We start from the raw sequence: 16746 nt of genomic DNA, 5'->3' as shown, positions 1-16746 counted from the left end.
GGCGTCGTGCGGTGAACGTCGCCGCTGGCGTCCAGATCGAGCAGGAAAGCCGTCGAGGCTGATCGCCAGCAATTGCCCGCGGTCGCCGCACAGGACGCCGATGTCGGATTTTGGGAAGATCGCCGGGGCGCGGCTGCATTCGGGTGGTGCGATAGACGCCGGCAAGGCCGCGATGAAGAGGCTGGTGCCGCGGGCGGCGCGACGAACGCCGTCACCAGCGATTCCGTGCCATTGGCTTGGACGAGGCGCGTTGCGGATAGCGATCAGCCGTTTCGGTGCCGATCAGATATTGGCTTCGCGATCCTCCAGCGCGACAGGCTGAGCGGAGCGGGCTGGCGATCCCCGTGCCAGCCGTTTCGGACCGCCGCCTGTGGCCGAGGCGGGCAGCCCGGTATTGTGTCGGTGATCCAGAAGGCATGGTCGATCTATGGTCAGATGACGGGTGAATAGGGGGTGTTGACGGCGCGAGGGCGGTTTTTGCCTCCCCCTGCCCGTCGCACGGACGTTTGTTGTCGGCGATCCAGACCTGCCCCTCCATCCTGCGCAGCGCGGCAAAGGGCGCGACACGATCGGGCAGACGGATCGAACGCGCGGCGCCCGCTTTAGTCGGAGCAGCGCTGGCGCAGGGCGAATAGAGGCTGCCGTCGGACGCGGCGAGCATTGGCCCATCATGCGTCCACCAGCCTGCGCCGCGCATAGCGGGTCCAGCGTCGTTCTGAAAACGGGACAGCAGCATTTTGCCGCGCGATTCGGCCGCGACCCAGATCGATCCGTCGCGCGCCTGCACGATCGCACTGACGCCGCCCTGCGCGGCCAGGGATTGGCGTCGCGCAAATGGCCGCCGCGATAGACGGCGATCCGCCAAAATCATAGCCGACCCAGATGTCGCCATTGCGCGCCGTCAGCAGCGCGTCACCTGAAGCGACCGGCGGGGTCATCCGGTCGGGGCAAAATGCGGTCGAACCGGACGCCATCGAACGATAGAGGCCGGTCGACGCGCCCAGCCACAAAAAGCCGTCCGGCCTGGCCAGCGCGCGGACGCCGGGCGCGCCGACCTTCAGCGTCCAGCGCGTGTGGGGCATCTGGTCTAGCGCCAGCGTCGGGCCGGCGTGCAGCCCGGCGCTGGCAGCAGCGCGGCCATCAGGGCCAACAGAATGCGCGGTGCTTCATGCGGTGGCGGTCACATGAAAGGAGGACGCCCCTGCCCTAGCGCCCTACCGCCGCCGCGATAAGACCCCGATAGGGGGGGCAAAGCCCCTTCATCAGGGCTAGGGGAAATCGTGAGCATCCGCATCATTCCCCGCATGATGGACGGTCATTTCAGCGCGTGCGATCGCCCGATCCGGCAGCGGCTGCCGCCGTCGACACGGCCGCAGATATTGGCGCTGCTGGTGAAGGCCCGGCGCGCGATCGGACAGGATAGGCGCAGGCGATCTTTATCTGGATCGCGCCTGCATGTTGTTGCGCGATGGAAGGCCGGTGCGGCTCCTGCCGCGCCGCTGGTGTCTCGGTCCCTGATGCGCATCAGCCGTCGCCGACTGGCGGGCTGGCGGGATGGCAAATGCGGCAAGTGACGGCCTATATCGACGCCCGCCTTTGCAGACTTTGGCGACGCAGGAACTGGCGTGGTGACGAGCCTGAGCCCCGGTCATTTCTGCCGTGCGTTCAAGGCAAGCATGGGCGAAAGCCCATGCCTATATCATCCGCCAGCGCATCCGCCGGGCGCAGATGCTGATGCTGGAAACCGGCACAGCCTGTCGCAGATCGCCAGGCTGCGGCCTCACCGATCAGGCGATTGACCCGTCTGTTCAAACGGCTGGTGGGCACGACGCCGCTGTTATGGGACGAACATGGCAGGATAGGGAGGTCGCGGCATGAACAGCCGCGGTGGAGGCCTTCACCGACGGGGTGATCGCGATCATCATCACCATCATGGTGCTGGAACTGAAGGCGCCGCGCGGCGGATCGCTGCCGATCTGGCCGAATGCTGCCGCTGATGATCGCCTATCTGCTCAGTTTCGTGAATGTCGGCCTCTACTGGAACAATCATCATCATCTGTTCCAGCTCAATCCGCGCATCGAGGGCGGGTGCTGTGGGCGAACCTGTTCTGCTGTTCTGGCTGAGCCTGGTGCCATTGTCATTCGCTGCTGACGACAGCGCTTATTCGACCGGGGCGACCGCCGCCTATGGCATCGTGCTGGGGGCGGCGGCGATCGGCTATTTCCTGACCGAGCGGGCGATCGTCGCTGCAACGGCGTCGATTCGAAGCTGGCGCGGGCTGGGCATGGAGGAAGGGATGGGGAACGTGGCCATTTACGGCGTCGCCATTCCCTGAGCTTCGTCCATCAATGGATGGCGGTGGCGCTCTATATCCTGGTCATTGCGCTCTGGTTCGTGCCGATCGCCGTTTTGCGCGGGTCGTGCAGCGCTAAATATCAGCCCCGTGCGGCAGGGCGGCCGCCGGGTGGCGCACGCAGAGCAAGGTGCCCAGCAGCACGATCAGGCCCGATACGAACAGCGGCAAGGCAAGGCCTCTATGCACGACCATCAGCGCGCCGCCGCAGCGCCGCCAAAGATGGCGAGGATCGCGCCGATGCGGCGGGCGAGATTGGGTTCGCGCCGCCCGCCATGCTGGAATCGGCCGCAATGCCGGTGACGGTCAGGGTCAGGACGGTGGTGGTGAGATCGGGCACCTTGAGCTGACGAATGGTGGCGTTGCGGAAACCCATGGCGATGGGGTCAGCGCAATGATGGCGAACAGGCCGGCGGTCGGCGCAAGCGTGGGCACATGGAAGTTCAGCGCCACGAGCGCCGCGATCACAACAACGCCGCCTCGATCAGCGCGGCGAGCGTCAGCCAGTGGCGCAGGGGACGCTTGCCAAAGCCCTGCCCGAACCGGCCCGCGATCAGAGCGCCGAGGAAGAAGGTCGCCAGCGCCACCAGATAGGGCGCGACCTGAAGCGGCGTCCCTGCCGCTGCAAAGCCAGAAAAGACGACATTGCCGGTCATGTTGGCGGTGAAGACCTTCCCAGGCCAAGGACGCTGACGGCGTCGACCAGGCGGTCGTGACCGACAACAGCAGGAGCAGGCCGGGAAGAGGGGAGGAATTTTGCGGGGCTGGCGGCATGGGGATGCTCCTGAAAGGTTAGAAACGGAAATGGCTTCGAAGCCGGTCATGGCGATGGTTTTGGCCGGGCCGGTCTGCGGATGAAGGCGCCGGCGCGAAGAGAGACAGCGAAGTGGACAGTTCCAGCTCCGGCGTGGCTGCCAGGCGAGGGTCGCTTCGGCTTCCTTGCCAATGAAGCGGGCGCGGCTGTCGCCGGCGGCCGGATCAGATTGCCGGGTATATCGTAGACGCCGTCGTTGCGGGCGTAGCGCAATAGGCCATCGCGGCGAGACTGGCGGAAAAACCGTTGCCCAATGGCGCGCTGATACGCGGATTGAGGCTGACGATGTTGGTCGGGCCGACGGGAGACAGTTCGCCGAAATATTTGCCCTTGGGGAAAAGCGCGTTGAAGGTTCCGAGCGTGCCGTCGCCACGATGCGGTCGCCGTGACGATGTTGAAGCGCAGCGTGGCGTCGGAGACAGGGGCAAGAAAGGCAGGCTGCGGCCGACTTCGCTGCCCAGCGTCCAGGCGGATATGCGCTGGTCGCATAATGGCCGAACTGGTAGACGCCCTCGACATTCCAGTGCCATGATCCCGCACGCCATGGGCGCGGGCGCCGATGCTGTGGCGCTCCTCCCGCGCGTCAGCCCGCCGAAGCAGGCGGCGCGGTTGCGGTAGCCCAGATAATAGAGATCGAGTTCGGGGAGCGTGGCGTAAGCGCCCCACAGTTTGCGCGTGTCGGAGGTGCGATCGTCGAAACTGTCGGGACCGGGCTGCACAGGATTGAGCAGAAACAGGTCGAGCTTGCGGCCCTTGCCCAGCGATACGCTGCCGCGCACGCCGTCGAAGGCCAGCGGCGTGTTGGGACCATAGCGGGTGCCGATCAGTTTCGGTGCCAAGCGAGAGCATCTGCCGCCCGCCGCGCAGGGTGACGGGACCGACGCCGACTTCGGCGAAGCCTTGCAGCATGTCGACGCGGCTCTGGTCGATCGGGCTGGCTGAGGGTGCAACGCCGACCGCATAGCTGATGATCGGCTGAACGAAGGCGCGGACATGCAGCGCATCGGGTGCGCCGACATGCAGGTCGGCATAGGGCATGGCCCGCGCCAGAGATAGCTGTCGTCGGACGCATCGCCGCCCCAGAGATTATTGGCGTAATTTTTCGTTGCGCAGCCGCAGTTCGACGCCGGTGGACAGCCAGATGTCATCGCCAGCGGGATATATTTGAACGGGCCGGTCAGTGGTGGCGCGCTTTTCGCGTCGGCAGGTCGGACCAGTCCTCATCATAGCGGGTGATTGACAGGGTCGGGGCTGCCACGCCTCGTCGTCTGCGCGGCAATGGGCCAGATGCGCAGAGCGAGAGGGCGAGGCAGGCTGTTTGAATCTTTTGTTGGCGCATCGCTTTTTGCGGAAAACCGGTTCCCACTTTTCCGCGCGATGCTTGCTTAAGCACGGCGCTGCGCCTGTTCAGCGACGAGAGCGGGAGGATGAAGCCGCCAATCAGGCCCAAATGCTCGAAAAAGGCATTGTGGCCATGAAGCGATCCTGACCATCGGATCGTCCAGAAAGCATTAGCGGTGAAGGCGGCCAGCAGGGTGAAGACGCCCAGCTCCCCCCCCAGCCAGACCAACCGACCAGAAAGGATCAGGAGCGGGCCGATCAGTTCGAGCGCGATGGTGAGCGTCGCCCAGAGCGCAGGCGGGCTCATGCCGAAATGCGCCTGTTCGGCGACGGCAGCCGACCAGTCGGTCAGCTTGACGATGCCGCCCAGCAGATAGCCGCCGACCAGCAACAGCCGGGCGATGAACCATGTCGGCTTCCAGTCGAGGATAGCGTCGACAAAGCGGGGGTCGCGGACCGGGGCATGTCAGTTCGCCACGGAGCATGGACTTCGGCGATGTAACCGCCGGGAAGCGCAGGATCGCGCTCTGGCGGCCAGCGACGGTCTGCGGCGCGACCAGCGTTTCGACGCCGGCGCCTGTGCCTTGAGCAGAGTGGCATCAAGGTCGGCCACTTCATAGCCGGTCATGTCGCGGCCATAGGGCCAGGGCAATTGCCGTCCGAAACGAAGACGGTCATCTTGCCATAGCCGCTGTCGATGGCGACGCGGCGGATGGCCTTGCCGGGCTGGCCGATTTCTCGCCCTTGGCGGCGTGGTCGTCGGAGACGATCTTGCCATGGGCAAAGCCGGTCCAGTCGTGGATGAAGCGGTCGGCGACGTTGCGGTCAGGTAGATGCGATTTTCCGGCACCGTGCCGAGCGCGGGATAGTTGGGCTTGGCGGTGTGCCAGTAAAGCTGCATGTTCACGCCGCGGCCCATTGCACCACCACGTCGCGGCCGATGGGATCGGGGAAGGTGGCGATGCGGCGCACCGCGCCATGCTTCACGCCGAAGCGACGGCGGCGTCCATGTCGCTGACCAGATAGCCGGTGCGTTCATCGCCAAAGGGATAGGGGATCGGCGTCTTGAAGCCGAAGACCGAGACGGTGCCGGCCGGGGTCAGCGCCAGTTGCGATTTGGTCAAGCTGGGGGTGGGCGTCACCTGAAATTCGCCCTGTTTGGACGTCTTGCCGCCGAAGGTCGCGACGAAGCTGGCGACGAAGGCGTCGAACTGGCCTTCGGGCACATAGACATGGGTGGTGTCATATTGCGGACCGACGGAATAATCGGCGGTGGCGGCCGGCTTTGCGGTTACCGGCGCGGCGATCGGGGTGGCAGCGACCATCAGGGTCGCGAGGATCATGGTGAAGCGGGTCATGTCTGTGGCTCAATTGGTCAGGGGGCAAGACGGTTTTTAGGCGGGCCGCCATCGCTCGATCGATCCGAATAAAATCGACCGTCATGTTCGAAATAATGGAATAGATGGAAACCGGCCCCTTCGGTGAGGAAGGGGCCGGAACCGATCAGACAGCCAGCAACCGCAGCCCAGCGATCCCAGAAGGTCTGGACATCAGCGGGGGGACATTTGCGCCCAGGCAGCCGCATGGTCATGGCCATGGACGCCGCAAGCCGAATGGCAACCGCAGGCCGACGCCAGTTGCGCGCGGGCTTCGCGGGTCTTGTGGTATCCGCCAAAGGTGGCGACCGGCGACCAGTCGGGCATGGGCTTGGCAGGTCGGGGGCGAGCGGGGCGTAATCCCCCTCACCATGGACCACTTTGCCGCCAGAAGGGTCAGGACCGACCGGATATGGACGATCTGATCCTCCGCACGGCGAAATAGTCGGCGGACAGCAGGGCAAGATCGGCCAGCTGCCCGGCTTGATCTGGCCCTTCTTGCCGATCTCGTTGGAGAACCATGTGTTCTCATGGGTCCACATGGCCAGCGCTTTCTCGCGGCTAACGCGATTGTCGCCGCGATACAGCGCAAAGCCGCCAACGGTGCGCCGGTGACGAGCCAGCTCAAGGATACCCACGGATTATAGCTGGCGACGCGGGTCGCGTCGGTGCCCGCTCCACGGGTATGCCCGCGCGATCATACGGGCGATCGGCGGGGTGCGCTCGGCCGCCTTGGCGCCATAGCGTTCGACGAAATATTCGCCCTGATAGGCCATGCGATGCTGCACGCGATGCCGCCGCCCAGCGCCGCGATCCGGTCGATATTGCGGTCGTGATCGTTTCGGCATGGTCGAAGAACCAGTTGATGCCCTGAAGCGGGGTATCCCGGTTCACTTTCTCATAGACATCGAGCGCGCGGCCGATCGTTTCGTCATAGGTGGCGTGGAGACGCCAGGGCCATTTATGTTCGGCGAGCAGACGGATGACGGGTTCGAGGTCGCCTTCCATGCTCGGCGCATACCGGGCGAGGCTGGCGGAAATCCTCGAAATCCGCCGCCGAATAGACCAGCATTTCACCTGCGCCATTGTGGCGATAGTGTCGTCGCCCTGCCCCGGCGTCACCTGCTTCACCAGCCGGAGAAATCGGCAGCTCTTCCTTTGGCTTTTGGGTGAAGAGATTATAGCTGATGCGGACGGTCAGCTGATCGTCCTGATGCAGCTTCTCGATAATCTCATAATCGTCGGATAATTCTGGAAGCCGCCGCCTGCGTCGATCACGCGGTCACGCCAGCGATTGACGTCGCGCATGAAGTGGCGGGTGGAATTGAGCTGATAGTCCTGCGGCACTTCGGCCCCTTGGCTAGCGTCGAATAGAGGATCGTCGCATTGGGCTGCGCCAGCAGCAGGCCGGTCGGGTTGCCGGCGGCGTCGCGGACGATCTCACCGCCGGCGGGTTGGGTGTATCCTTGGTATAGCCCACCACGCGCAGCGCGGCGGCGTTGAGCAAAGCGCGGTCATAGAGGTGCAGGATGAAGACGGGGGTGTCGGGCGCAACGGCGTTGAGTTCGGCGATGGTCGGAGGCGCTTTTCGGCGAACTGATGTTCGGTGAAGCCGCCGACCACGCGCACCCATTGCGGTGTGGGGTGCGATCGACCTGGGCCTTCAGCATATCCATCGCTTCAGCCAGCGTCGGCACGCCGTCCCAGCGCAGCTCCATGTTGAAATTAAGGCCGCCACGGATGATGTGCATATGGCTGTCGATCAGGCGGGAATCAGGCGATGGCCCATGGCGTCGATGATGGTCGCGCGGGGGCTGCGGCGCGGACTTCGCTTCGCTGCCCACGGCAAGAAACCTGCCGTCGCGGATGGCGACCGCTTCCGCCACGGGATTGCTCCGGTCCAGCGTCGTCACCTTGGCATTGACGATGATCGTGTCGGTCATGGGGCGTTCTTGGCGTTGGCGGAGAAGGGGAGATGAGGGCGGAAGCGGCCACCCAGCCATGGCGTCGCGGCGGGTGATCATGCGTCGCCTTTTGATTGTTGGGCAAGCGACCCAGCACATGATCGCGGCATTCATTGCGCACGAAGCGGGCCAGTTCATGACCATCGGCCAGCGCTTGGCGAGTGGGACGACCTGTTCGCCCACAAGGATGCAAGCAGGCCGATCAGGGCCACCACGGGGGCGCGGGCGAGCGCACCCCCAGCAGCGAATAAACGATGGACCAGAAGACGGCGCCCAGAGAGAGAAGATAGACTTTCATCGCCGGTCTCCTGTTCAATGCATCAGTTCTGGATGAAGGCGAGGATGTCGGCGTTCAGCACGTCGGCATTCACCGTCAGCATGCCATGCGAATAATCTTCATAAATCTTCAGCGTCGCATTGGGCAGGATTTCCGCCTGCAACACGCCGGCATTCTTGTACGGTACGACCTGATCATCGTCGCCATGCAGCACCAGAGTCGGCACAGTGATGGCGACCAGATCGTCGGTCTGGTCGGTTTCGGAGAAGGCCTTGATGCCGTCATAATGGGCTTGGCGCTGCCATCATGCCCTGACGCCACAATTGTCGATAACGGCGGGCTTCACGTCGGCGCCTTCGCGGTTGAAGCCGTAGAAGGGGGCCGGCGACATCGCGGAAAAATTGCGCGCGGTTGGCGGCGAGGCCGGCGCGCAGGCCGTCGAAACATCCATCGGCAGGCCACCGGGATAGCGTTCGGTCGCCAGCATGATCGGCGGCACAGCGCTGACCAGCACGGCCTTGGCGACGCGGCCTTCGGGCAGGCCGTAAGGGCGACATAGGCCGCGACTTCACCGCCGCCGGTCGAATGGCCGATATGGAGGCGTTTTTGAGGTCGAGATGGCGGGCGACGGCAGCGGCGTCGGCAGCATAATGGGCCATGTCATGGCCTTCGCTCACCTGGCCGATCGGCCATGGCCGCGCGGTCATGGGCGATGACGCGATAGCCCTTGCCAAGAAGAACAGCATCTGCGCGTCCCAGTGTCGGACGAGAGCGGCCAGCCATGGTGGAACATGATCGGTTGGGCATCCTTGCTGCCCCAGTCCTTGTAGAAAATGTCGACGCCATCGTCGGTGGTCACGAAGCTCATGGGGATGATCCTTTTTGCGAGAAGCGGGGGAGGAGGCAGAGAGAAAACGGACGCGGTTAGGGGAGAGAGGGGGAGAAGCGCCGGCCCGACGCCAGACTTAGTGCCGCCTTCGGAGGCGCCGAACATGGTCTTGGCGTATTTGATGCCCAGGCCGTAAGCGCCCCACTGCTTGCGATACCGGTGGTCGAGTCGTAGGTTTCGGTGCGCGCCCAGTCGCGCTGCAGTTCCAGCATATATTGGAGCGAGGTCATCGGCTTGGCGCCAGTTGGATCATGCGCTGCACGGCGCGTTCATGGGCTTCTTCGCTGATGTCGCCGCAGGCGTCGGCGATGAAATAGGCGTCGAAACCCTGATCAATTGCGGAGGCGACGGGCGACGATGCAGACGCTGGTCCAAAGACCGGCGACACGATGCGTTCTTTGCCGATGCGGTTCACTTCTTCGATCACGCGGCATCTTCCAGGTGTTCATGCTGGTGCGATCCAGCAACGGCTGGTCGGGAAGCATCGGTAATTTCATCGAACATCGGGCCGGAAAAGCTTTTTTCGGCAACCGTGGTCAGGATGGTCGACACGCCGAACGACTTGGCGGCGCGGCTGATGAGGGCGGCATTGTTGCGCAGCAATTCGGGCGAGATCGACTTGGTCGCAAAGCTCATCTGCGACTGGAAATCGATCAGGATGAGGGTGTGGTCGGTCGGCGAGATCAGGGACTTGCCAGGGGTCGGGGTGGCGGTGATCGTCATGGGTCGGCTCCTTGGATGAGGCAGCGTCTCGCTGCTGTGGTTGCAGTGTTAGTCCGCATGAATGATCCGAAACATTCTGATAAAATCTGTCGGATCATTCTATAAAATAGAAATGTCGGAATTGCCGGCCCGGCGCATCGCATGCAGCATGGCAATGACGCGCGGAACCGGGTGCCCGACGCGCGCAATTCTATCGCTGGCCTGTGGCGGCGTATTGGATGGGGCTGATGCGATTGCGATCAATCGAACGCAAAACGGGCAAGCGCCCTTGCGATCAGGTGGGGTCAAAGGTCGATCAGGCCGCGCTTGATCGCCAGCGTCACCGATGAGTGCGGTCGGTCGCGTCCAGCTTGGCGAAGATGGACTTCATATGACCTTGACCGTTTCCTCGCTGATGTCGAGCCGGGCGGCGACCTGCTTGTTGCTGTTGCCCAGGCGGCGAGCGAGAGGACGGCGATTTCGCGATCGGTCAGGGGTCTTCCAGCACATGCAGCGCGATTGCGGTGGCGACGCTGGGTCCAGATGCTTGCCGCCCAGATGCACGGACCGGATCGCGTCGAGCAGTGCTTGCGCAGGCTGGCCTTGAGCAGATAGCCCGCGCGCCCGCCCGCAGCGCCTTGATCGCGCGGCCATCGCCGAATAAGTGGTGAGGACGATGATCCGCGCGTCCGGGTGCCGATTGCGGATCGCAGCAATCGCGTCCAGCCTGGCATGTCGGCCATTTGCAGGTCCATCAGCACGATGTCGGGACGCAGCCGGTCATAGAGGTCGACCGCCAGCCGACCATTGTCCGCCTCCCCACGATGCGCATATCGTCCTGCGTGGACAATACGGCGCGCACGCCTTCGCGCAGCAACGCATGATCGTCCACCACCAGCACCGATATGGGCGCCGCGGCGGGCTGCATATTGTGACTGAAGGCCGAGTCCGATTGCATCGGCGCAGCTAAGGCCGATCCCGCGCGAAGTCCATTGTCAATCCGGCCAATGATGCAGGATATGCGCGGATGCCGGGTCGGCCCGCTTTGCATCGGCCGCGCGCAGATCAAACAACCATTGCATGCCGACAAAGCGGGCGGGATCGGGATGCGCGTCCATCGCGCGCAGGACGCCGGCCATCATCGCCGGGCGGCCTGATCGATGCGGTCCGTCGGCCCTTCGGGCGCGGGAAAGCCAAGCAGACACGCGACCGAACAACAGTCCAGTTGCAACGCCACCCGCATGGCCACGCCGCCAGCAGGCCCAGTTGCGCAGGCCTATCGCCGCCCCATCGCCCATGCCGACGATCAGCAGCGACGCGCACCGGACGGGCGCCGGCGGCCGGGCCAGCACCAGCGTCTCGCCAAAGGCCCCGTCGAACAGCCCCCGGCCCGCAGACGCGACAAGGCGCCCTGCAAGGCCCGGTCCAGCGTAGAGTTTTCCATGATCGGCGCGGCCTTCCGACGATGCGGCATGCCACGATCAGCAGGTCGGCATCGACAGTGACCGGATCAACCTGCCCGCCCTGAAGCGCAGTCCGCGATAGACGCCCAGATCCCGCGCGTCCGTTCCTTCCATCAGCGCTTGTCCCTCCATCGGCGCATGCCAATTCGGTGCGCGCGCCGTGCTTGTAGGAGCATAGGACGAAGCTGCCCGACGTCGCGGCGAGGCCGACGGCTTTTGGACAATCCTGCGATATTCGAAGAGGCGGACAGGAGGTCGCCACCCGCAAGGCAAAAGAAAACGGCAAGAAAAACAGCGCAACACGCTCTTTTCCTTGCCGTTCTTTTTCTTCCGCAAGGGAAGAAAAATGGTGCCAGAAGAGGACTCGAACCTCCACGACCTTGCGATCGCCAGCACCTGAAGCTGGTGCGTCTACCAATTCCGCCATCTGGGCACGGGGTAGGAGTGCGCCTCTAACGGCGGCCTCCTATGCTGTCAACGCATTGTCCGCATTATTTTTTGGGTTTCGCAAAAAAGGGCGTTTTGGGGCAAAGGTGACGTCTTTTGCAGGATGAGCAAGCGCATGACCAATCCCTCCCTCACCTCGCCACCCCCACCCAGCTTCCTCGCCCGGCCGATGGGTTGCGGCTGGCCTATCGCCGCAGCGACGGGATCGGGCCGACGCTGGTCTTCCTGCGGGCTATATGTCCGACATGGAGGGCAGCAAGGCCGTGGCCCTGCATGACTGGGCATTGGCGCAAGGGCGCGCGATGCTGCGGCTCGACTATGCCGGCAATGGCGCGAGCGAGGGACGCTTTGCCGATGGCACGCTGGCCGTTGGCGCGACGATGCGCTGCTGGCGATGGATGCGCTGACGCAAGGGCCGGTGATTCTGGTCGGATCGTCGATGGGCGGGTGGCTGGCGCTGCTGGTCGCGCTGGCCCGGCCTGATCGCGTGGTCGGCCTGGTGGGCATCGCCGCCGCGCCGGATTTTACCGAATGGGCTTTACCGATGCGGACAAGGCGCTGCTGGCGACGAAGGCCGGATCGAGGAGCCGACCCCTATAGCGACGATCCCTATGTGACGACGCTGGGTTCTGGCAGTCGGGCCAGCGATTGCGCCTGCTGACGGGGGAGATCGCGATCGACTGCCCGGTGCGGCTGCTGCATGGTCAGGCGATGCCGACGTGCCGTGGGAGATCGCCGTGCAGACGGCGGCGCGGCTGCGTTCATCCGATGTGCAGACGCTGCTGATTAAGGACGGCGACCATCGCCTGTCGCGCGATCAGGACATCGCCCTGCTGATCCGCACCGTCGCCAGCCTGTTGGACCTTTTCTGATGCCCTTTTTCCTGCGATCCTGCTCAGACTCGATCCGAGATCGAGGCGGTGATGAAGCGCAGCCAGCAGCGCAAGCGGAGGAGCGCGCCGCCGCAGCAGCAGCAGCCGCAGCGCCCCGCCGCCGCCGCAAACGCCCGGTGCGGGAAGATGGCGCATCCCGGTGCCGGCCAAATTCGCCGCCCCTTTCCAGGTGCCTGATCAGGCGATGGAATCGCCCGACGCCGGGGTCGCCTTCGCCCAGAAATGGCGGATCGATGGCGGCAGCTTCTATGCCCGCCATTGCATGGGGTTCGCCTATGCCCGCGCCGAACGCTGGACGCGGCCATCGTCGCCTTCGAACAGCGGCGGAGGAGGCCGAGGCGGCAATGAATGGCGCAGAGTGCGCGGCTGTGGGCGCAGGCGGGCAATGCCGCGCTGGCAGGCGGCGACGCGCCAAGGCGCGCACCGATTTCGACGCAGCGCTGGCGCGTGGCCTGCCCGACGGCATGGAGAAGGGCGAGGTGCATCTGGACCGGGCGCGGGCGCTGGTCGCGCTGGGCGAGGTTGACGCCGCGCGCGATTCGATCGACATCGCACTGGCGCAGGCGCCCAAGGATCCGCTGGGCTGGCTGCTGTCCGCCACGCTGGCCGGCGATCGGGCGACATGCGGCTGGCGCAGGCGCACATCGCCCGCGCGGTGCAATTGTCGCCGACGATGCGTCGGTCGCGCTGGAGGAAGGCATGTCGCGATCCTGACCGATCATGCCGATATTGCGCGATCCGCTTGGGAACGGGCGGTCAGGCTGTCGCCGGAATCACCGGGGGAGGCGGCGGCGGACAATCTGACGCGCCTGCCAGCGGACAAGCCGGCGGGCTGACCTCCAGCAAGACTTTGTCACGGAACCCCTGCCCCCTGCGGCCGGTTCGCTTATCTGCGGCGGGCTGACAGGAGATAGCGACATCATGGACAGTAGAATCAAGAACGCGCTCGCCATCGGCTGCTGGTCGTCGGCGCGGCGGCACCAGCGCCTGTTCGCGCGGCGCGACGCGCGGCGGCCTGATCGGCGGCGCGGGCGGCGCGGTGGTTGGCAGCGCGACGGCCTTGGCACCGCCGAGGGGGCGATCATCGGCGGCGCGGCTGGCGCGATCATCGGCGACAAGGATCGCTGCACCCGCAAGGAGCGTCGCCGCGGCGGTGTTGAGCCGAGCGAAAGATCGACGGATTACTTCAGTAGAAGTCGACGGTCGTGACGACGCGCACCTTTTTGTAGGGGTGTCGCTGCCGCCGTCGCCGCCCCCTTCGCCATCGCGGGCGTCGATCGAGAAATAACCTGGGTCGCGCTCTTGATGCCGCCCACGCCTGCGCCTGAATCCTTGGCGAATTGTTCCGCCGCCGCGCGGGCATCCTTGGTGGCGGCGGCCACATCTGCGGTTGACGTCGTTCAGCTTCGTGAAGCTGTAGCGCATGCCGACTTCCTGAAGCGTGACCGCGCCGGACGAGATCGAACTGCTGCGCCACCGCCCGTTGCGCGCGGGCAATGTCGGTAGTGCGCAGCAACATCCGCTGGGTGATGGTGATGGTGTTGACGCCATTGTTGAGCCATTGGTTGACGCCGCGCCTACAGGTTTCAGGTCATCGGCGGGAAACCCAGACTTTTGAAATCCCTGCAATTCTTCGTATTGGCGTCGATTTCGCTGCGCACGGTGGGCAGGTGAAGCCGGTCGCGAGTAACTGATCGACCAGGTGGCAAGATCCTTGCCGGGATGCTGCCGCTCGATCAGCCGGAAATCACGCCACATCGCGAAAGGCGCGCTTGAGCAGGCTCGACTGTTGACCCATCGACAAATTCATGGTCCAATATGTCGGCGGAAAAGAGGCTGGCGGATCGTCACGGCTTCATGCCATAGACGGCCAGCGATAGTCGTTGGACACGAAGCCCAGCGGCATCAGCCCCTGACTTTCCATGGCCGGGTCAGCAACATGCCAGCGACTGGTGCGCATTCCAGCCTTCGAAACTGTAGCAGACCAGATAGTGCCGCCCCTCATGCGGGAAAGTCTCGATCAGCAGCTGGCCAGGCTGGGGCAGGGCGGAGCGCAGCTTCTGCATTTTAGCCATTCGCGCACATCGGCGGGGAAACGATGCCATTTGCGGTTCGGCAAGAAAGTGGGACCGGTCGGGAGCCGCGTCGACATGGCCATGCGGGTGCCGCCCCAACTGGGGATGCGCGCCTGTTTCGTGGTGGCGCGCACCACCAGATCGCTCGTGTCCATCCGCACCACCTCCAGCGCCATGCCGGAGAAGAAAAAACTGTCGCCCGGCCGCAGCGTGGCGGCGAACCCTTCCTCCACCGTGCCGAGTTTACGGCCATTGGCGAAGCGCACGGCGAGGGCGGGCTGATCGACGATGATGCCGGCGTTCAGTCGATGCTGCTGAATGAAGCGGGGATGGGAGACGCGCCAAAGCGTATTTCCCTGGCCATCCGCCTCCTGCGTCAGTCGCTTGAAACGATCATAGGCGCGCAGGGCGTAGCCGCCGCCCTCGATAAAGTGCAGCACGGCATCGAACGCTTCTGCCGTCAGCGCGCTATAGGGCGTTGCCGACCGCACCTCTTCCAGCAATTCTTCCGCCCGAAACGGCCCGGCGCAGGCAAGGCCCATGATATGCTGGGCCAGCACGTCGAGGCTGCCGGGGCGGAAATCATCGGCGTCCCGTTCGCCTGCCTCGACGGCATCCAGCGCCGCGCGCGCCTCCAGATATTCAAAGCGATTGCCGGGAATCAGGATCGCTTCGGACGCCATGTCGAGCCGGTGATTGGCGCGGCCGATGCGCTGGAGCAGGCGGGACGATCCCTTGGGCGCGCCCATCTGGATCACGCAATCGACATTGCCCCAGTCGACGCCCAGATCGAGCGAAGCCGTCGCCACCAGCGCACGCAGCTTGCCCGCCGCCATCGCCGATTCCACCTTGCGCCTCGCCTCGATCGACAGGCTGCCATGGTGGATGGCGATCGGCAGGTTAGCGTCATTGGCCGACCAGAGTTCCTGAAAGATGAGTTCGGCAAGGCCCCGCGTGTTGCAGAAGACCAGAGTCGTCTGCCGCGCCTCGATTTCCGCCATCACCTGTGCCGAGGCATATTTGCCCGAATGGCCCGACCAGGGGACGCGCCCTTCGGGAATGAGGATCGCGACATTGGGGTCCGCGCCCGCTTCGCCCAGCACTGGCGTCACCATGTCAATATCGCCATCGGGTGCCAGCCAGGCGCGATAGGCGTCGACATCGGCCACCGTGGCGGAGAGCGCCACCCGGCGCAGCGCGGGATTGATCGCCTGCAATCGCGCCATTGAAAGGTTGAGCAGATCCCCGCGCTTCTGCGTGGCGAAGGCATGGACTTCATCGACGATCACCGTGCGGAGACGATCGAACATCAGCGCCGCGTCGGGATAGCTGAGCAGCAGCGACAGGGATTCGGGCGTGGTCAGCAATATCTGCGGCGGCCGGCGCGCTGGCGCGCCTTCCGATCGGACGGAGTGTCGCCAGTGCGCGTCTCCACCCGGATCGGCAGCCCATTTCCTCGATCGGCGTCAGCAAATTGCGCCGCACATCGACCGCCAGCGCCTTCAGGGGCGAGACATAGAGGGTATGCAATCCGTCGACCGGCGCGTCGATCAGGTCCGCCAGCGTCGGCAGGAAGCCGGCCAGCGTCTTGCCCGCCCCGGTCGGCGCGACCAGCAAAGCATGCGCGCCCGCCTGCGCCGCCGCCAGCATATCCATCTGATGCCGGCGCGGCCGCCAGCCCCGCGCCGCGAACCAGCTTTCGATAGGATCGGGAAGGGCGGCCGGCATGCATCCGATGTAGGATGCCCTGTCGCCGCTGTCACGGCCCCCGCGCCTTAGGGCAATCCCCATGTTGGTGCCGCCGCTGCGTTCATGATAGAAATCGTCATTCCCCTCGCCCCGCGCAACCCCTGACGGAGTCGGGCGTAGTAGCCGTGGCAATGCAGGCGGGGCCGACATATGGAGAGGAAATACGGCCGATGAACGAGAAACAGGACATGCTGCCCCTGCCAGCATCGATGTTTGACGCCTGGTTCCTGCCCTTCGCCTTCTGGAGCGAGTGGTGGAATTTCTATGCTGAAACGCTGAATGTCGCTCATGCATGCCCGGTGCATGAGGGCCCCACACCGAATGACGCCAAAGTCCATGTCGAGGATGAAGAAGGGCTGGTCGCCTGACCCCAGCGGACAGGCTGCGGAATAATCATACAGG

Annotated in this window: 13 protein-coding genes, 1 tRNA gene and 9 pseudogenes; 10 read left to right on the top strand and 13 right to left on the bottom strand. The window is 64.6% G+C overall.

Translation table 11 applies throughout. From position 1 onward, the window contains the following. Positions 1-509 precede the first annotated feature (509 nt). Entirely contained in the window at positions 510-635 is a 126-nt protein-coding gene (locus tag ACFOKF_RS18900) for a hypothetical protein (RefSeq protein ID WP_380797605.1), read from the top strand. A gap of 33 nt (positions 636-668) precedes the next feature. Here the strand turns inward: ACFOKF_RS18900 and ACFOKF_RS18895 are convergent, their stop codons facing one another. Then, on the bottom strand, positions 669-1082 hold the full coding sequence (locus tag ACFOKF_RS18895) for a hypothetical protein (RefSeq protein ID WP_380797603.1): 414 nt from the start codon (positions 1080-1082) through the stop codon (positions 669-671). Between the two features lie 198 nt (positions 1083-1280). On the opposite strand from ACFOKF_RS18895, the gene ACFOKF_RS18890 reads away from it, so the two are divergent. The 3 genes from ACFOKF_RS18890 (at position 1281) to ACFOKF_RS18880 (ending at position 2336) form a co-directional block, all read left to right on the top strand. After that, positions 1281-1574: a hypothetical protein gene (locus ACFOKF_RS18890; protein WP_380797601.1), complete on the top strand. Its 294-nt coding sequence runs from the start codon at positions 1281-1283 to the stop codon at positions 1572-1574. Positions 1575-1984: 410 nt separating this feature from the next. After that, complete coding sequence (locus tag ACFOKF_RS18885; protein WP_380797599.1) at positions 1985-2152, top strand: TMEM175 family protein; 168 nt, start codon at positions 1985-1987, stop codon at positions 2150-2152. Continuing rightward, complete coding sequence (locus ACFOKF_RS18880) at positions 2094-2336, top strand: hypothetical protein (RefSeq protein WP_380797897.1); 243 nt, start codon at positions 2094-2096, stop codon at positions 2334-2336. Before ACFOKF_RS18885 ends, ACFOKF_RS18880 begins: the two co-directional genes overlap by 59 nt. Positions 2337-2429: 93 nt before the next feature. On the opposite strand, the pseudogene ACFOKF_RS18875 reads toward ACFOKF_RS18880, so the two are convergent. Together ACFOKF_RS18875 and ACFOKF_RS18870 are read right to left on the bottom strand one after the other, a co-directional pair. Next, a pseudogene (locus ACFOKF_RS18875) lies at positions 2430-3128 on the bottom strand (YoaK family protein). Positions 3129-3332: 204 nt separating this feature from the next. Next, entirely contained in the window at positions 3333-4007 is a 675-nt protein-coding gene (locus tag ACFOKF_RS18870) for an alginate export family protein (RefSeq protein WP_380797597.1), read from the bottom strand. Here ACFOKF_RS18870 and ACFOKF_RS18865 point away from each other — a divergent pair. Then, positions 3985-4110, top strand: coding sequence for a hypothetical protein (locus ACFOKF_RS18865; protein ID WP_380797595.1), 126 nt, complete (start codon positions 3985-3987; stop codon positions 4108-4110). The genes ACFOKF_RS18870 and ACFOKF_RS18865 overlap by 23 nt on opposite strands. Positions 4111-4345: 235 nt before the next feature. Here the strand turns inward: ACFOKF_RS18865 and ACFOKF_RS18860 are convergent, their stop codons facing one another. The 9 genes and pseudogenes from ACFOKF_RS18860 to ACFOKF_RS18820 form a co-directional block, all read right to left on the bottom strand. After that, entirely contained in the window at positions 4346-4900 is a 555-nt protein-coding gene (locus ACFOKF_RS18860) for a DoxX family protein (RefSeq protein WP_380797593.1), read from the bottom strand. An 89-nt stretch (positions 4901-4989) separates the two neighbouring features. Beyond that, positions 4990-5867 (bottom strand): annotated as a pseudogene (locus ACFOKF_RS18855) (glyoxalase); the annotation flags it as partial. A gap of 153 nt (positions 5868-6020) precedes the next feature. After that, a pseudogene (locus tag ACFOKF_RS18850) lies at positions 6021-7828 on the bottom strand (amidohydrolase); the annotation flags it as partial. Positions 7829-7919: 91 nt separating this feature from the next. After that, a pseudogene (locus tag ACFOKF_RS18845) lies at positions 7920-8147 on the bottom strand (DUF1427 family protein); the annotation flags it as partial. 22 nt (positions 8148-8169) lie between these two features. Further along, positions 8170-8994 (bottom strand): annotated as a pseudogene (locus ACFOKF_RS18840) (alpha/beta fold hydrolase). Positions 8995-9096: 102 nt separating this feature from the next. After that, positions 9097-9738 (bottom strand): annotated as a pseudogene (locus ACFOKF_RS18835) (hydrolase); the annotation flags it as partial. 733 nt (positions 9739-10471) lie between these two features. Continuing rightward, entirely contained in the window at positions 10472-10645 is a 174-nt protein-coding gene (locus ACFOKF_RS18830) for a hypothetical protein (protein ID WP_380797592.1), read from the bottom strand. Between the two features lie 67 nt (positions 10646-10712). Next, the gene (locus ACFOKF_RS18825) at positions 10713-11069 is read right to left on the bottom strand and encodes a hypothetical protein (RefSeq protein WP_380797591.1); all 357 of its coding nucleotides are present in this window, start codon (positions 11067-11069) and stop codon (positions 10713-10715) included. Positions 11070-11527: 458 nt separating this feature from the next. Continuing rightward, a tRNA-Leu gene (locus ACFOKF_RS18820) sits at positions 11528-11613 on the bottom strand. Between the two features lie 188 nt (positions 11614-11801). Between ACFOKF_RS18820 and ACFOKF_RS18815 the strand changes: the two are divergent. From ACFOKF_RS18815 to ACFOKF_RS18800, 4 genes and pseudogenes are all read left to right on the top strand, one after another. Then, a pseudogene (locus ACFOKF_RS18815) lies at positions 11802-12499 on the top strand (alpha/beta fold hydrolase). A 51-nt stretch (positions 12500-12550) separates the two neighbouring features. Then, positions 12551-13356: pseudogene (locus ACFOKF_RS18810) on the top strand (tetratricopeptide repeat protein). Positions 13357-13441: 85 nt separating this feature from the next. Next, complete coding sequence (locus tag ACFOKF_RS18805) at positions 13442-13729, top strand: hypothetical protein (RefSeq protein WP_380797895.1); 288 nt, start codon at positions 13442-13444, stop codon at positions 13727-13729. A 287-nt stretch (positions 13730-14016) separates the two neighbouring features. After that, the gene (locus tag ACFOKF_RS18800) at positions 14017-14214 is read left to right on the top strand and encodes a hypothetical protein (protein ID WP_380797893.1); all 198 of its coding nucleotides are present in this window, start codon (positions 14017-14019) and stop codon (positions 14212-14214) included. Here the strand turns inward: ACFOKF_RS18800 and ACFOKF_RS18795 are convergent. Next, positions 14204-16323: pseudogene (locus ACFOKF_RS18795) on the bottom strand (ligase-associated DNA damage response DEXH box helicase); the annotation flags it as partial. The gene ACFOKF_RS18800 and the pseudogene ACFOKF_RS18795 sit on opposite strands and share 11 nt — an antisense overlap. 191 nt (positions 16324-16514) lie before the next feature. Between ACFOKF_RS18795 and ACFOKF_RS18790 the strand changes: the two are divergent. Next, positions 16515-16712, top strand: a complete 198-nt coding sequence (locus ACFOKF_RS18790; RefSeq protein WP_380792412.1) for a hypothetical protein — start codon at positions 16515-16517, stop codon at positions 16710-16712. The last annotated feature ends 34 nt before the right edge of the window (positions 16713-16746 follow it).

It is taken from the genome of Sphingobium rhizovicinum (assembly GCF_042647625.1).
Taxonomy (GTDB): domain Bacteria; phylum Pseudomonadota; class Alphaproteobacteria; order Sphingomonadales; family Sphingomonadaceae; genus Sphingobium; species Sphingobium rhizovicinum.
The sequence above is the reverse complement of the archived record's forward strand: the minus strand, read 5'-3'. Positions and strand labels throughout refer to the sequence as shown.

Excerpts from the sequence above, each read along its gene's own strand:
- ACFOKF_RS18885 (WP_380797599.1), top strand. The coding sequence starts at position 1,985 with ATGCTGCCGCTGATGATCGCCTATCTGCTCAGTTTCGTGAATGTCGGC.
- ACFOKF_RS18805 (WP_380797895.1), top strand. The coding sequence starts at position 13,442 with ATGGACAGTAGAATCAAGAACGCGCTCGCCATCGGCTGCTGGTCGTCG.
- ACFOKF_RS18895 (WP_380797603.1), bottom strand. The coding sequence starts at position 1,082 with ATGCCCCACACGCGCTGGACGCTGAAGGTCGGCGCGCCCGGCGTCCGC.
- ACFOKF_RS18800 (WP_380797893.1), top strand. The coding sequence starts at position 14,017 with ATGTCGGTAGTGCGCAGCAACATCCGCTGGGTGATGGTGATGGTGTTG.
- ACFOKF_RS18830 (WP_380797592.1), bottom strand. The coding sequence starts at position 10,645 with ATGCAGCCCGCCGCGGCGCCCATATCGGTGCTGGTGGTGGACGATCAT.
- ACFOKF_RS18790 (WP_380792412.1), top strand. The coding sequence starts at position 16,515 with ATGAACGAGAAACAGGACATGCTGCCCCTGCCAGCATCGATGTTTGAC.